Source organism: Streptomyces sp. ISL-1 (assembly GCF_018614585.1).
GTDB lineage: Bacteria > Actinomycetota > Actinomycetes > Streptomycetales > Streptomycetaceae > Streptomyces > Streptomyces maoxianensis.
In genome coordinates this window covers 40,827-55,050 of sequence record NZ_JAGGOI010000055.1, presented here as the reverse complement: position 1 = coordinate 55,050, position 14,224 = coordinate 40,827, and the positions used below count along the sequence as shown (strand labels likewise).

Below are 14,224 nucleotides of genomic sequence, written 5' to 3'. Positions count from 1 at the left end.
TTACACGGTCCTTTCCTTACGGCTCCCTCGACTGCTGTCGCCTTCTCCCGCGCCCCGGTGGCGACCGGCGCCGCGCGGCAGATAGACAAGCGCCTCCGTCGCCGCGAACCGCAGGACGAACGTGGTCAGCAGCGCCAGCGTGGTGGCGGGCAGCACCGCCAGCTCCAGCAGGCCCACGAACAGTGCGATCAGCGGGATGCGCAGCAGCAGATCGGCGTTGGCGAGCAGGGCGAACCGGCCAACCCGGTCCGCCCAGTGCCGGTGCATGCGGCGGTCCCGGAACAGCAGCACCTCGATGAGGAGAAAGTTCCAGATCACGCCGAACTGGTTCGCGACGATCTCGGCGGGCAGATAGTGCATTCCGGCCGCGGTCAGGACATGCAGCCCGAGCAGGTTCGGCACGAAGCCGGTGAGGCCGATCAAGCCGAAGGCCACCATCCGGGCCGCCGACGATGCCGTACGCAGCGCGACGAGATGCCCGAGGAAGCGCATCCCTTCCTTCGCCGTCGACTTGGACTCGCCGGCGAACCTGTCCTGGAACACGAACGGCACCTCGGCCACCGTCTCGGGACGGCAGCGCACCGCCAGCTCCAGCAGGATCTTGTAGCCGAGCGGCTTCAGCGCCTCGGCCGTAACCGCGCTGCGCCGGATCGCGAAGAAGCCGCTCATCGGGTCGCTGATGCCGCGCAGCCGGCGCGGGAAGAGCGACTTCGTCAGCCAGGTCGCCCCGCGCGAGACGGCGATACGGTAGCCGCCGGCGAGGCCCGCGCGGCTGCCGCCGCGGATGTAGCGGCTGGCGACGACGAGATCGGCGCCCGCCCGCTCCCCCGCCGCGACGAGTTCCGGCACGAGCGCGGGCGGGTGCTGGAGGTCGGCGTCCATGACGACGATCCAGTCGGAGCCCGCGCCCTTCAGACCTTCGACGACCGCGCCGCCGAGCCCGCCGGTCGGGACGTCGCGGTGCAGTACGGCGACCGGGAACGGGCAGTCCTGCGCGGCGCTGCGGATCACATCAGGGGTGTCGTCCGTGGAGTCGTCGACGAAGACGACCTCGCAGGGCAGCCGGGACGGCACGGACTCGGTGAGCCGGTGGAGCAACTCCCGTACATTCTCCGACTCGTTGAAGGTCGGGATGATGACGGTGACTGCGCCGGGCTCGGCGAGCTGGGCGGCGCTGAGCTCCGGATCGCCGAGTTCCTCGGCGCCCGCACGGGGTGTGGTGGTCATCGCTCGCCTCCGGTGATCCGGCGGATCTCGATCCGGTCCTCGCCGTCGCCGAAGACGGCGACGGGCTTCGAATGTTCAAGCGCCGCCTTGACGTTGGGCAGGTCGACGGCGTCGCGCCGGACGGTCGGCGACGAGACGACATAGTCGAGGTCCCGCCAGCCGCGCGGCATCGTCTTCGTCACCGCGGGGTCCAGGTCGGCCTTGTAGAACCAGATCGCGCCGGTGCCTGGCTCGAACCCGTCGTGCACGAGGTCCAGCCAGAGCGCGTCGTCCACCAGGACCCGGGTGGAGGCGGGGTCGGCGACCTCGTTCTGCATCCAGGAAGCGGCCGCGCGGTAGGGGGCGTTGGCGTCGACGGTGAGGGCGTCGCGGTTTCCGTCGTACCAGCTCGGCACGACGTACGCGGCCGCGGCGAGCGCGAGGAGCCCGGCCACGACGTGGCGTACGCCGATCCCCAGCCGTGACCGCGACTGCGGGCCCTGGTCCGGGGCTCCGCCCGGGACCCCGCCCCTCAAACGCGGACGAGCCTGAATGGGCGCTGCGGGACGATCCACCGGACGTCTGAGCACGGCGTGAGCGACGCTCGCCGCGCCGCCCGCCAGCACCAGTGCCAGGAACGGCAGCGCCTGGATGACGTACATCGCGGGCAGATAGCCGGAGGGCCGCATCGCGACAACCGCGAGGATCGCCACCGCCAGCGCCGGTCCGGCCAGCGCCCGTGCCGTCACCGACCAGCGCAGGGTCACCAGCAGCAGGGCCGCGCCGGCGAGTCCGCCGAGCGGCAGCACCCGGTCGTAGTACAGCCAGGACGTGAAGACGCCGTGCGAGCCGGAGCCCGAATCGAAGATGGAGCCCGAGCCCTCGCGGCCCATCTGGTACGTGATCCCGTCGATCAGCGACACATGGCCGGGCCCGGGGAACAGCTCATTGTTGAGCAGCGCGAAGAGCGGATACGCGAGCCCGATCAGCGCACATGCGGTGACCGCACCCGTCACCGCGTACTTACGGGTGTCACGGTGACTGTGCCGCCACATCGTCACAAGCAGCGCGGGCAGCACCACCAGCATCGTCTCTTTGGTGAGCACGGAGGTCGCGGCCGCAAGTCCGGCGGCGAAGTGGTGCCACAGATGGCGACTGGGTGACGCCGCCAGACAGAACGCCAGCAGCATCCACATCACCGCGATGTTGTCCAGGAAGATCTCGCGCTGCAGGACCACGGAGAGCGGGGAGAGCCCGAAGAGGAGCATCGCGAGAGCGGCCGCCCAGCGAGGCAGGAACAGCCGGCGCGCCAGTACGTACAACAGCACCGCGCACGCCGCGCTGACCAGCAGCATCGCGAACCGCATCGTCGCCACGGTCATCGTCTCGGGCGCGATCAGCGACGGCAGCCAGGTGAGCGCGGCTATCTGGACCCAGCCGAGCGGCGGATGGTCGTACCAGTACGTGTAGTGCGCGAGCCCGTCGCCCTGCTGGACCGCCCAGGCCTGGGCGAGATAGGTGCCTTCGTCGTCGCTGAGGGTCGGGAAGTGCGTGATGTTCCAGCCCTGGACGAGCAGGATCACGGCCAGCAGCCCGAAGCACAGCAGCAGATCGGGCCGCGAGCTGCGAAAACGTATGACGGGCCGCACATGGACGGGCACCGTCGGCCGGGGCTTCGTCGCAGCGGGCGCAGTGGCGGTGTCAGGAGCGGGAGGCAGAGTTGTGGTCACCGGTGGACTTCCTCTCGGGTCTCGGTGAGATGCGCGCCGACATGGCTGGTCAGCTCCCACTCGTTGCGTCCCCGCTGCTCCCGCCAGACGGCGCGTATCGCGGCGCCGGCCAGGAGTACCTGGTAGAAGGGGCCGCCGACGATGAGCTTGAGGTAGTGGACGAAGCGGACGCGAAGGCCGTACTGCTTGCCGAAGTCGTGCAGCCCGACGATCTCGAAGACAAAGGTGACCATGGCCGTGATCAGCGGCAGGAAGGTCACGATGGCGACCCCGACAGGGACGTCGAGGAAGAGCGCGATGGCCACGTTGAGCGGGATGATCACGCCGGAGAATGCCTGCAGAAAGGGCGTCATCAGGGTGTAGCGGGCGAGCCACCGCTGCCCGAAGCCCGGGAGCTGCTTCCAGTCCTTCTTCCGGTAGACCTGCAAGAAGCCCTGGTTCCAGCGGGTGCGCTGCTTGAGCAGGCTCATCAGCGTGCCGGGGGTCTCCTCGCGGGTGACCATGTCGCTGTCGTACGCGACGACGACCTTCTTGCCGACGGACGAGAGCCGGACGCCCAGGTCGCAGTCCTCGGCGAGGCAGTTGGGGTCCCAGCCGTCCGCCTCGCGCAGCACAGCCGTGCGGACGAAGACGGTGTTGCCGCCGAGCGGGATGAAGCCCTTCTGCGCGTGCAGATGGAGGCGGCTGCGGAACCAGAAGAAGTACTCCAGGCAGTTGCGCAGGCTGTACCAGCTGGAGTGGAAGTTGATCAGTTGTACGCCGCCCTGGACGACGTCCGCGCCGGTGGAGGTGAAGGCGTGGTCGACATGGGCGAGCAGCTCAGGGTGGACCTGGTCCTCGGCGTCGAAGACGCCCACGATGTCGCCGCGGCAGTGCGGCAGCGCGGTGTTGAGGGCCTTGGGCTTGTTCTTCACCTCGTGCGTGTCGGTGATGACACGCACCCGCAACGGGTCACGGGCGGCCGAACGTTCGGCAACCGCCGCGGTCTCCGGGTCGTCGTGGCCGACGATCACGATGATTTCGAAGTTGGAGTGGCTGGACTGAAGCAGCCGCTCGATGGTGTGCTCCAGCACGGCCTGCTCGTGGCGGGCCGGCAGAAGCAGGGAGAAGGAGAGCCCGACGCCGCCGTCGGGCCGGTCGAACCGGGTCGCCGCGAGTATCTCGGGCGTACGCCAGGCATGCATCTGCCACCACAGCGTGAACGCCGCCATCCAGAACAGCGCCACGGAAATGGCAACAACGAACACCGATATGAGCACCGAAAGGTCCCCCCTTGGACCTGCGCCCCGGCAGCAGGACCCCCCTGGCCGGCGACACACCTGTCAGCCTCGGTGCGGCACTCCCCAGTGCGCACACTCGGCTACTCCTCGTTCCGAGGACCCTATAGGCGGAACGTTAAAGTCCGGTGCTTGTCAGATAAAAACTGGAGTTCCGCCGTCAATTGGCGAGTTTTCGGGCAAGTGACGATGCGTCTGCGGTAGGGGCATCACAGACGAAGTGCCTGCATACGTACGCGGCGGCGCTGCCGTCCACCAAAGGACGGTCCCTGAGCAGCGGAAACTCCTCGCCGTCCGGTTCGCCGACCGCGACCACCGCACCCGGAGCCTGCGCCAGCAGCGCCGTACGGTGCAACTCCCGCGTCCCCGCGTCGTCCTGAGGGCCGACCACCGCCACCTCGCGCGGCCCGTCCAGCAGCGCCTCCGCGACCGCTAGCCCCCAGCTGATGAAGCGCGGAGCCCGCGGCCCGAGCGCCTTCACCACGCCCAACGCGCCCTCGGCGGCGGCGCGATGAGCCTGAGAGCCGGTCTGAGCAGCATACGAAAGCAGCGCGCCGGCCGCCGCGGTCCAGCCGGACGGCGTCGCGCTGTCCGTCGGGTCCTGGGGGCGGCGAATCAGCTGCTCGGCGTCGTGCGCGGTGTCGTACAGCGCCCCGCCCTCGGCCACGAACTGGTCGAGGACGATGTCCAGCAAAAAGCCCGCGAATTCCAGCCACACGCCTTCACCCGTCACGCCCGCAAGCGCCAGGAAACCCTCCGCCACATCCGCGTAGTCCTCCAACACCCCCGAATTCGCGCCAACTTGACCGTCCTTGGACGTACGGGCGAGGCGAGCCGCGTCGTCCATGTGCAGCCGCACCAGCAGATCGGCGGCCTCGGTTGCCCGCTCGACAAGATCCGGCCGGTCGAAGTACGCGCCGACCTCAGCGAGCGCCGCGATCGCAAGACCGTTCCAGGCGGCCACCACCTTGTCGTCCCGCCCGGGCCGCGGCCGCCGCGCCCGCGCCTCGAGCAGCCGCTCCTTGATCGACGACTCCACCTCCCCGTCCGGGAGTTGGAGAACGGACGCGCCCTCCTCGAAAGTGCCTTCCTCCGTCACGGCGAAGAGCTCGGCGGCCCGCCGCCCGTCCTCGTCGCCCAAAACCTCGCGCAGCTGCTCCGGCGTCCACACGTAGAACGCGCCCTCGACATGCTTGCCGCTACCGTCTGCGACATCACTGTCCGCGTCGAGCGCCGAGGCGAACCCGCCCTCGGCCGTGCGCAGCTCCCGCACCATGAAGTCCGCGGTCTCCAGCGCCACCCGCCGGGCCAGCTCCGAACCGGTCGCCCGCCACAGATGCGCGTACACCCGGCACAGGAGGGCATTGTCGTAGAGCATCTTCTCGAAGTGCGGCAGCACCCACTCGCGGTCCACCGAGTACCGCGCGAAACCGCCGCCGAGCTGGTCGTAGATCCCGCCGCGGGCCATCGCCCCACACGTCCGCGAGGCCATCTCGAGGGCGCCCTCGGCCCCGGTCCTGGCGTAGTGCCGCAGCAGGAACTCGACGACCATCGACGGCGGGAACTTGGGCGCGCCGCCGAAGCCACCGTGCCGCTCGTCGTACTCCCTGGTCAGCCCGAGCAGCGCCTGCGCCAGCTCCTCCTCGCCCGGCACGCCCTCTCCGCCGTACGCGAGCGAGCGCCCGGCCAGATCCCGGACGATCTTCCCCGCGACCTCGCTGACCTCGTCCCGACGGTCGGCCCAGGCGGCGGTGACGCCTTCGAGGACCTGCCGGAAGGACGGCATCCCGTGCCGGGGCTCGGGCGGGAAGTACGTACCGAAGTAGAAGGGCTCGCCGTCCGCGGTGAGGAAGACGGTCATGGGCCAGCCACCCTGCCCGGTGGCGGCCTGCACGGCTTCCATATAGACGGCGTCGACGTCGGGCCGCTCCTCGCGGTCGACCTTGATGTTGACGAAGTGCTCGTTCATGAAGGCGGCAGTTTGTTCATCCTCAAAACTTTCGACCGCCAGAACATGACACCAGTGGCAACTCGAATAGCCGACACTGAGCAGCACGGGTACCCCGCGCCTGCGGGCCTCCTCGAAGGCCTCGCCCGACCACGGCCACCAGTCGACCGGGTTGTCGGCGTGCTGGAGGAGGTAGGGGGAAGTCTCATGGGCGAGGCGGTTCGGCATAACTCCCATCCTCTCTCAGGTACGGATGATCGTCAGACTCTCTCGCGCTGACGCGCCGTACGCAGGACACTTGTCGCCGGACCGGAACCGGAACCCGGGACCGGACCGGAACCGGAGCAGAACCGGAAGGCACTCGGAGGGGGACCCTTATGCGGGACAGCCATCGGGCGGAAGCCGAGCGGCTGTTGGAACGCGCCGTCGAGGAAGAGGTACGGCGTTCGGGCGGGCGGTCGGACTCGGGCGTGCTGATGGCACGCGCACGGGCCGCCCTGGACAGCATGGCGGCGAACGCGGGCGAGGAGTACGCCGCGTACGAGCAGGCGCTTGTGGAGGCGGAGGCCGGGCAGCAGCCCCTGTCCTCGCAGTTCAGCCGGCAGAACATCTCAACTGCCGTACTGATCACGGCCGTTGCCACGGCCGCGGCGATCGGGGCGGACATCGCGCTGGGGACGGCGACGGGAACCGCGCTGGGCGCCGGGGCTGTCGTCGCCGTCGCCGGGGCTGCGACCACCGTCGCCAAGGTGACCGCCTCGCACTGGCCTGCCGCGCACCGCAGAGCCGGGGCGCTGGGGCAGCCGGGCGGGACCGAGCAGCTGCGGTTGCAGTGGCTGACGGCGCTGGAGGTACGGGGCATCCGCCCGTTCCTGGACCAGCAGCGGATGCTCGCCTCCTCCACCCGTACCGCGAAGAAGACCACCGCGGCGCCGCAGCTGCGCGGCGCGGACCGGAGCGCGGCGGCGCGCAGGCGGTCGGTGCTGGAGCAGTCCTTCGGGCATCTGCCTGAGCTCGGTGGGGGTACCTCCCATGCCGGAGGCCATGGCGGAGGGCCGTTCGCGGGCCGTCGGGAGGCGATGGCGCAGATCTCGCAGTGGGTGCACGCCGCGCGCGCGTCGACGGAGACCAGGCCGACGGTCGTGGTGCTGTACGGCGCGCCGGGATCGGGGCGCACGACCCTCGCGGTGCGGGCCTCGCACCATCTCAAGGATCAGTTCCGGGGCGCGTGCGTGGTCGATCTGCGCGGTGACAGCGAGCATCCGCTCTCTACGCGCGATGCGCTGCTGCATCTGCTGAACCGGCTGGGGGCGCCGCGCGAGCAATTGCTGTTCCGGGAGCGTTCGTCGGCCGAGCAGCAGGTGCGGCGGCTGGGCGAGTTGTACCACCAGCATCTGACCGGGCTTCCGGTGACGGTGGTGCTGGACGACGCGAGCGACCCGGAGCAGGTACGCACCCTGGTGCCGGAGCGCTCGGACAGCCTGGTGCTGGTGACCGCGCGTGAGCGGCTCGATCTGCCGGCGGACATTCCGGTGTGGGTGCACCAACTGCCGGTCGACGCGCTGGACCCGGCGGGCGCGGAGGAACTGCTGCGGGCCTCGGCCGAGGAGCCCCTGTCCGGCCCGTACGACGCACAGTCGGCCGACGAGGTACGGGAATTGTGCGGCGGACTGCCGCTCGCGCTGCGTATCGCCGGCTCCTCGCTGGGCCCGCGGACCACGCAACAGCTGGCGGCCGATCTCGGCGCGTACGGTCCGGTGGGCCCGGTCGAACGGGCGCTGTGGTTGCGCTACACCGACCAGTCCGAGCAGGCGCGGCGGCTGCTGCGCCGGCTCGCGCTGGCCGGGCGGGCGTCACTGGGGGCGGCCGCGGCGGCGGCGCTGCTGGCCACGGACGAGCAGGAGTCGCAGCGGCTGCTCACCGGCCTGGCCGGCGCGGGGCTGATCGACCATGTGCGGGCCAGCCGCTACCGGCTGCACGACGTCGTACGGTCCTTCGCCCGGGCCCGTCTCCTGGACGAGGAGAAGGCCGCGGAGCGTGCGGCCGCGCAGGAGCGGCTCATCCAGAACTACGCGGACCTGGCCGGGGCGGTGATCCGCATGGTGGACGGCAAGATGTCCACGCGCGCGGGCCAGTTCGGGGCGCACGGATTCGCCTCGCTGGACGCGGCGCTGCGCTGGCTGGACGACGAGTCGAGCTTCATCACCTCTGCGCTGCGGCACGCGGAGGGTGTGAACCAGCAGACGGTGCTCAATCTGCTGGGCGCGCTGTGCGACTACTGCCTGCTGCGCGGCGACCTGTACCGGCTCGGTGAGATCAGTGAGCTGTCGCAGGCGGTGGACCAGGGCCTGCTGGAGCGCTCCGTTCGGTGGCGTACCGGCATCGCGGCCCGCCAGCTCGGCGAGCTCGACAAGGCCCGTACGACACTGTCGTCCGTCGTCGGCCTCTACCGCGAGGCGCAGAACGATTCGGGCACCGCGCTCGCTCTCTGCTCCCTCGGCATCACCCTGCACCACCAGGGCAATCTGACCGAGGCCGCGGCGAAGCTGCACGAGGCGATCGAGCTGCAGTCGTCCGACGAGCAGGCCGAGGACCGGGCGTGGTCGCTGCACGCGCTGGCCGCGGTCGAGCGCGACCGGGCCAATCTCGCGGAGGCGCTGACGCTGCTGGCGACGGCGCTGACGCTGCACCGGGAGGGCGAGTCGCTGCACGGCGAGGCGTGGACGCACTTCCAGCTGGGCCAGGTGTGCCTGCGGATGGGCGATGTCGCGCGGGCCGAATCGGCGCTGCGTGCGGCTCTCGACCTGTACGGCCGCACCGGCGACGGCCGCGGCGAGGCCTGGGCGCTGACGCAGCTGGGCCGGGCCAGGCTGGTGGACGGCGACCCGGCCCCGGCGGTGGACCAGCTGGGCCAGGCGCTGTCCCGTCATCGCGACAACGAGGACGCGCGCGGCGAGGCGTGGACGCTGTACTACCTGGGCCAGGCGCTGGAGGAGCGCGGGGACCGCGATCAGGCGGTACGGGAGCTGGAGCGGGCTCGCACGATGTTCTCGCGGATGCGCGACGTGTACGGCCTGGCGTGCGCCCGGCACCACTCGGGTCGTGTCACCCGGGACCAGCGGGCGGCGCAGACCGGCAACCTGCGCAACTCCGGCTTCGCCCGCCAGCTCCTGGTGGACGCCCGCGCCGACTTCCACCGCATCGGTGTCGCGCACGGTGAGGCCTGGACCTGTCTGGAGCTGGCGTTGATCGACGCGGGCAACAACCGTGCGGGGCAGGCGCTGGCGCTGTGCGACGAGGCGGCGGTCCTGTTCGCCTCGTACCAGGACGAGCGGGGCGCCGACTGGGCCAGGTTCCTGCGCTGCACGCTGCTGCCGTTCGCGTCGCCGGGCGGCATCGAGGTCGGCACGGTGGTGGCTCAGGAGGAACTGGCTCAGCTGATGCGGACGGGGCACGCTTCGCGCGACGGCAAGCTGGAGGACTGCGCGGAGGCGCTGGCGGTGATGCTGGAACGGGGCGTACACCTGGAGGACGGCTGGCAGGCGTGGCACCTGGGCATGGTCCCCAGCCGCCATGCACGCGAGGTGATGGGCGTGCCGGTGCCCGCGACGACGTAGCGCCGGGGCCGTCCGGGGCGGAGTACCGGTTGAGGGAGGGGCGGGGCGGGGGCAAAGCCCGCCCCGCCCCTTGCCCCGTCACACCGCAGCAGGTCCCGACTTGCCCTTGCCGCCCCTGGGAGCCTCCGCCTTCGGATCCGGGGCTTCCTCGAAGTCGACCTTGCCCATGTGGCGGTTCATCGACTTCATCAGCAGCCACACGCCCACGGCCAGCGCCGCGAAGACGAGGAAGCCGAGGAGACCGGGGGTGACCTTGTTGTCGTCGACCTCCTTGGCGAGGGGGACGAGGTGCGTCAGTGCGAGGTTTGCGCTTGCGCTCATATCAGGCATTCTCGCGGATGCCCGCGAAGAGGTCGTCCTCGGGGAGGGAGGTATCGACAAGGGACTTGGCGAGCTCGTACTCCTCGGTCGGCCAGACCTTCCTCTGGATCTCCATCGGCACCCGGAACCAGCCGCCGTCCGGGTCGATCTGCGTCGCGTGCGCGATCAGCGCCTTGTCACGGATCTCGAAGAAGTCCCCACACGGGACGTACGTGGTCAGGGTGCGCTCGGCGCGCTGGAACTCCTTCCAGCGCTCCAGCCACTCGCCGTAGGGGGACTCGATGCCGCGCTCCAGCAGCGCCTCGTGCAGCGCGACCGTACGCGGCCGGTTGAAGCCCTGGTTGTAGTAGAGCTTCTGCGGCTGCCAGACGGGGCCGAACTCGGACTCCGGGAACTTCTCGGCGTCCCCCGCACCGTCGAAGGCCACCATCGAGATCTTGTGGGTCATGATGTGGTCGGGGTGGGGGTAGCCGCCGTTCTCGTCGTAGGTCGTGATGACCTGCGGACGGAAGCCGCGGATCGATCTCACCAGACGGCCGGCCGCCACCTCGACGTCCTCCAGCGCGAAGCAGCCCTGGGGCAGCGGCGGCAGCGGATCGCCCTCGGGCAGGCCGGAGTCGACGAAGCCGAGCCACTCCTGCTTGACGCCGAGGATCTCGCGCGCCTCGTCCATCTCCTTCTTGCGCACTTCGTGGATGTGCTCCTCGATGTACGCGTCCCCCTGGAGCTTCGGGTTGAGGATGGAGCCGCGCTCGCCTCCCGTGCAGGTCACGACCAGCACGTCCACCCCCTCGGACACGTACTTGGCCATGGTGGCCGCGCCCTTGCTCGACTCGTCGTCGGGGTGGGCGTGAACGGCCATCAGTCGCAGCTGCTCAGTCAAGACTCGATCCTCAATGATTAGTCGCGTTGGGCGGCTTCTATAGTGACCGAATCGGGGGACGGAAAATTCCGGCAGCCCGTTCTGGAGAGGGATCCATCATGACCACGGTGCGCGAGCAGCTTCCCGAGGGCCGTTACGGCCACTCGGCGGACGAGCGCGCCGACCGCAAGCTCAAGATGGTGGGCGCGGGCCTCGGTGTGGTGCTGCTCTCAGTGGTCGGCTGGTTCGGTTACGACTACATCGCCGGGCAGAAGATCAGCGCCGAGGTGATCAAATTCAAGGTCGTCTCGGACACCGAGGTCCAGGTGCATCTGGAGGTGCGCAAGGACGCGGACGCCACCGGCACCTGCACGCTGCGCTCCCGCTCCGAGGACGGCAGTGAGGTGGGTCGTGTCGACGTCGCCGTCGGCCGGCCGGGAGACAAGCGGATCGACCAGGTCGTGACGGTGCGCACCACGGCGCGCGCGACCAGCGCCGAGCTGGAGCGGTGCACCGCACGCTGACGGCGCGCCGCCAAACTGAGTCTCGGCTCTGACCTGCTTTGATGCAATTCTGATGGCTTTCGTCCTCCCCCTTTCGCCACGAAATTGTTAGGCTCGTGGTTTCGCCCATCCAGGAAGGCACATCCTTCTGGGTAGGGCGATGCTTTGTATTCCCAGTACCTACGAGGAGCACCTGTGACCCAGACCAGCGAGAACGTCACCTGGCTCACCCAGGAGGCGTACAGCCAGCTGAAGGCCGAGCTGGAGTACCTGTCTGGTCCCGCGCGCACCGAGATCGCCACCAAGATCGCGGCAGCGCGCGAGGAGGGCGACCTGCGCGAGAACGGCGGGTACCACGCGGCCAAGGAGGAGCAGGGCAAGCAGGAGCTCCGTGTGCGCCAGCTGACCCAGCTCCTGGAGAACGCCAAGGTGGGCGAGGCCCCGGCGGTGACCGGTGTGGTTGCCCCCGGCACGGTCGTGACCATCGCCTTCGACGGCGACGAGGACGACACGACGACCTTCCTGCTCGCCTCCCGCGAGTACGCGAGCAACGACATCGAGACGTACTCACCGCAGTCCCCGCTGGGCTCGGGCGTGAACGGCAAGAAGGTCGGCGAGAACGCGGAGTACGAGCTGCCCAACGGCAAGAAGGCCTCGGTGAGGATCCTCGAGGCCAAGCCGTACAACGGCTGAGACCGGACAGTACGAAGGGGCCGGACCGCGTGGTGACGCGGTCCGGCCCCTTCGTACTGCGCGCTTCGTGCTTCGTACTGCGCGCTTCGTGCTTCGGATCAGGCGGTCGCCGAGCGGTACTTGCGCACCGCCAGCGTCCGGAACACCACGATGATCAGAACCGACCAGAGGATCGAGGCCAGCACCGAGTGCTCCATCGGCCAGGCGTCGGACGGCGAGACACCCGGGTTGCCGAAGAGCTCGCGGCAGGCCTGGACCGTGGCGCTGAAGGGGTTCCACTCGGCGATGGGCTGCAGCCAGCCGGGCATGTTGCTGGAGTCCACGAACGCGTTCGAGATGAAGGTCACCGGGAACAGCCAGATCAGACCGCCGGAGGTGGCCGCCTCGGGCGTGCGGACCGAGAGTCCGATCAGTGCGCCGATCCATGAGAAGGCGTAACCCAGCAGAAGCAGCAGGGCGAAGCCCGCGAGCGCCTTGGGCAGGCCCTCGTGGATCCGCCAGCCGACGAGGAGGGCGACGATCGTGAGGACCACGACGGTCAGCGCGGTCTGTACGAGGTCCGCGAGCGTACGACCGGTGAGGACCGCTCCACGCGCCATCGGCAGCGACCGGAACCGGTCGATGAGGCCCTTGTGCATATCGTCGGCGATGCCCGCGCCGGCGCCCGCGGTGGCGAAGGTGACGGTCTGGGCGAAGATGCCGGCCATCAGGAATTCGCGGTAGACGATCGGGTCGGTGGACGACCCGATCTGCATCGAGCCGCCGAAGACGTAGCTGAACAGCACCACGAACATGACGGGCTGGATCATCCCGAAGATGATCATCTCCGGGATCCGGGTCATCCGGATCAGATTGCGCTTGGCGACGACGAGCGAGTCGTTGACCGACTGCACGATGCCGCCGCGGGGTCTGGGGGCCGTGACCTGCACGGCGTCCGTTGGGGCGGTGGTGGCGCTCACTTCGCGGACTCCTTCCGGGACTTCTTGGCCTTCGCGCCCTGGGCGCCCCTGGCGTCCTCCGCCTCGCCGTTCTCCTCGGCCTCGGTCTCGGCGGCGTGGCCGGTCAGCGAGATGAAGACATCGTCGAGGGTGGGACGGCGCAGGCCGATGTCGTCGATCTCGACACCGCGGACGTCCAGTTCGCGGATGACCTCGGCGAGCAGCTTGGCGCCGCCTGTGACGGGGACGGTGAGCTTGCGGGTGTGCTCGGCTATCGCGACATCGCCCTTGCCGAAGCCGAGGAGCACCTCGCGGGCGGGGCTGATCTGCTCGCTCTCGTGCACGACGACCTCGACGCGCTCGCCGCCCGTGCGGGCCTTGAGCTGGTCGGAGGTGCCGCGGGCGATGACCTTGCCGTGGTCCACGACGCAGATGTTGTGGGCCAGGTGGTCGGCCTCTTCGAGGTACTGGGTGGTGAGCAGCAGTGTCGTACCGCCGCTGACCAGCTCCTGGATGACCTCCCACAGCTGCTGCCGGTTGCGCGGGTCGAGGCCGGTGGTCGGCTCGTCCATGAACATCACCGGCGGCGATACGACCAGGGCCGCGGCGAGGTCGAGGCGGCGGCGCATACCGCCGGAGTACGTCTTGGCGGGGCGGTCGGCGGCGTCGGCGAGATTGAAGCGCTCAAGCAGCCCGCCCGCCCGCTTCTTCGCGTCCCGCGCGCTCATCTGGTAGAGCTGGCCGACCATTTGGAGGTTCTCACGGCCGGTCAGATACTCGTCGACCGCGGCGAACTGGCCGGAGAGGCCGATGGAGCGGCGGACTTCGTTCGGGTGCTTGAGCACGTCGATACCGGCGACGACGGCCTTGCCGCTGTCCGGCTGCAACAGTGTGGTCAGTACGCGCACAGTGGTGGTCTTGCCGGCGCCGTTCGGGCCGAGAAGTCCTAGAACCGTGCCTTCGGGGACGTCGAGATCGACGCCGTCCAGAGCCCTTACGTCGCCGAAGGTCTTCACCAGACCTTCGGCGTAAATGGCGCCTGGCATATGGGGTCTCCCAGGGTGGCAGGTGGTGGTCGCATGGTTGCGGAAAGCTTGGATGTGCGTGCGTGCCCGCGGCTCGGCGGGAA

The 14,224-nt window shown here is 69.6% G+C and carries 11 protein-coding genes; 3 read left to right on the top strand and 8 right to left on the bottom strand.

The features are described 5' to 3' along the window. From J7E87_RS31715 to J7E87_RS31700, 4 genes are all read right to left on the bottom strand, one after another. Nucleotides 1–1,227, bottom strand: a complete 1,227-nt coding sequence (locus J7E87_RS31715; protein WP_215098071.1) for a glycosyltransferase — start codon at nt 1,225–1,227, stop codon at nt 1–3. Beyond that, the gene (locus tag J7E87_RS31710) at nt 1,224–2,936 is read right to left on the bottom strand and encodes a phospholipid carrier-dependent glycosyltransferase (protein ID WP_215098070.1); all 1,713 of its coding nucleotides are present in this window, start codon (nt 2,934–2,936) and stop codon (nt 1,224–1,226) included. The genes J7E87_RS31715 and J7E87_RS31710 overlap by 4 nt, the downstream gene beginning before the upstream one ends. Beyond that, nucleotides 2,933–4,195, bottom strand: coding sequence for a glycosyltransferase (locus tag J7E87_RS31705; protein WP_215098069.1), 1,263 nt, complete (start codon nt 4,193–4,195; stop codon nt 2,933–2,935). The genes J7E87_RS31710 and J7E87_RS31705 overlap by 4 nt, the downstream gene beginning before the upstream one ends. Before the next feature lie 178 nt (nt 4,196–4,373). Continuing rightward, nucleotides 4,374–6,389: a thioredoxin domain-containing protein gene (locus J7E87_RS31700; RefSeq protein WP_215098068.1), complete on the bottom strand. Its 2,016-nt coding sequence runs from the start codon at nt 6,387–6,389 to the stop codon at nt 4,374–4,376. A 149-nt stretch (nt 6,390–6,538) separates the two neighbouring features. Here J7E87_RS31700 and J7E87_RS31695 point away from each other — a divergent pair, with 149 nt between their 5' ends. Beyond that, nucleotides 6,539–9,778 (top strand): tetratricopeptide repeat protein, encoded by a 3,240-nt coding sequence (locus J7E87_RS31695; RefSeq protein ID WP_215098067.1) that lies wholly within the window; start codon nt 6,539–6,541, stop codon nt 9,776–9,778. A gap of 78 nt (nt 9,779–9,856) precedes the next feature. Here the strand turns inward: J7E87_RS31695 and J7E87_RS31690 are convergent, their stop codons facing one another. Beyond that, nucleotides 9,857–10,108, bottom strand: a complete 252-nt coding sequence (locus J7E87_RS31690; RefSeq protein WP_215098066.1) for a hypothetical protein — start codon at nt 10,106–10,108, stop codon at nt 9,857–9,859. Beyond that, nucleotides 10,101–10,982, bottom strand: coding sequence for a mycothiol conjugate amidase Mca (gene mca / locus J7E87_RS31685; protein WP_215098065.1), 882 nt, complete (start codon nt 10,980–10,982; stop codon nt 10,101–10,103). Before mca ends, J7E87_RS31690 begins: the two co-directional genes overlap by 8 nt. Before the next feature lie 98 nt (nt 10,983–11,080). Here mca and J7E87_RS31680 point away from each other — a divergent pair, with 98 nt between their 5' ends. Together J7E87_RS31680 and greA are read left to right on the top strand one after the other, a co-directional pair. Beyond that, nucleotides 11,081–11,485 carry a DUF4307 domain-containing protein gene (locus tag J7E87_RS31680; protein WP_215098064.1) on the top strand — a complete coding sequence of 135 codons (405 nt, stop codon included), beginning with the start codon at nt 11,081–11,083 and terminating at the stop codon, nt 11,483–11,485. Between the two features lie 174 nt (nt 11,486–11,659). Further along, nucleotides 11,660–12,157: a transcription elongation factor GreA gene (gene greA, locus J7E87_RS31675; protein ID WP_215098063.1), complete on the top strand. Its 498-nt coding sequence runs from the start codon at nt 11,660–11,662 to the stop codon at nt 12,155–12,157. Nucleotides 12,158–12,255: 98 nt separating this feature from the next. Here greA and J7E87_RS31670 read toward each other — a convergent pair whose 3' ends face one another. After that, the gene (locus J7E87_RS31670; RefSeq protein WP_215098062.1) at nt 12,256–13,116 is read right to left on the bottom strand and encodes an ABC transporter permease; all 861 of its coding nucleotides are present in this window, start codon (nt 13,114–13,116) and stop codon (nt 12,256–12,258) included. After that, complete coding sequence (locus tag J7E87_RS31665) at nt 13,113–14,141, bottom strand: ATP-binding cassette domain-containing protein (protein ID WP_215098061.1); 1,029 nt, start codon at nt 14,139–14,141, stop codon at nt 13,113–13,115. The genes J7E87_RS31670 and J7E87_RS31665 overlap by 4 nt, the downstream gene beginning before the upstream one ends. Nucleotides 14,142–14,224: the final 83 nt, after the last annotated feature.

What these genes read in the sequence shown, in the direction of transcription:
- J7E87_RS31715 (WP_215098071.1), bottom strand. Translation starts at nt 1,227, where the DNA reads ATGACCACCACACCCCGTGCGGGCGCCGAGGAACTCGGCGATCCGGAG.
- J7E87_RS31665 (WP_215098061.1), bottom strand. Translation starts at nt 14,141, where the DNA reads ATGCCAGGCGCCATTTACGCCGAAGGTCTGGTGAAGACCTTCGGCGAC.
- J7E87_RS31690 (WP_215098066.1), bottom strand. Translation starts at nt 10,108, where the DNA reads ATGCCTGATATGAGCGCAAGCGCAAACCTCGCACTGACGCACCTCGTC.
- J7E87_RS31700 (WP_215098068.1), bottom strand. Translation starts at nt 6,389, where the DNA reads ATGCCGAACCGCCTCGCCCATGAGACTTCCCCCTACCTCCTCCAGCAC.
- J7E87_RS31680 (WP_215098064.1), top strand. Translation starts at nt 11,081, where the DNA reads ATGACCACGGTGCGCGAGCAGCTTCCCGAGGGCCGTTACGGCCACTCG.
- J7E87_RS31695 (WP_215098067.1), top strand. Translation starts at nt 6,539, where the DNA reads ATGCGGGACAGCCATCGGGCGGAAGCCGAGCGGCTGTTGGAACGCGCC.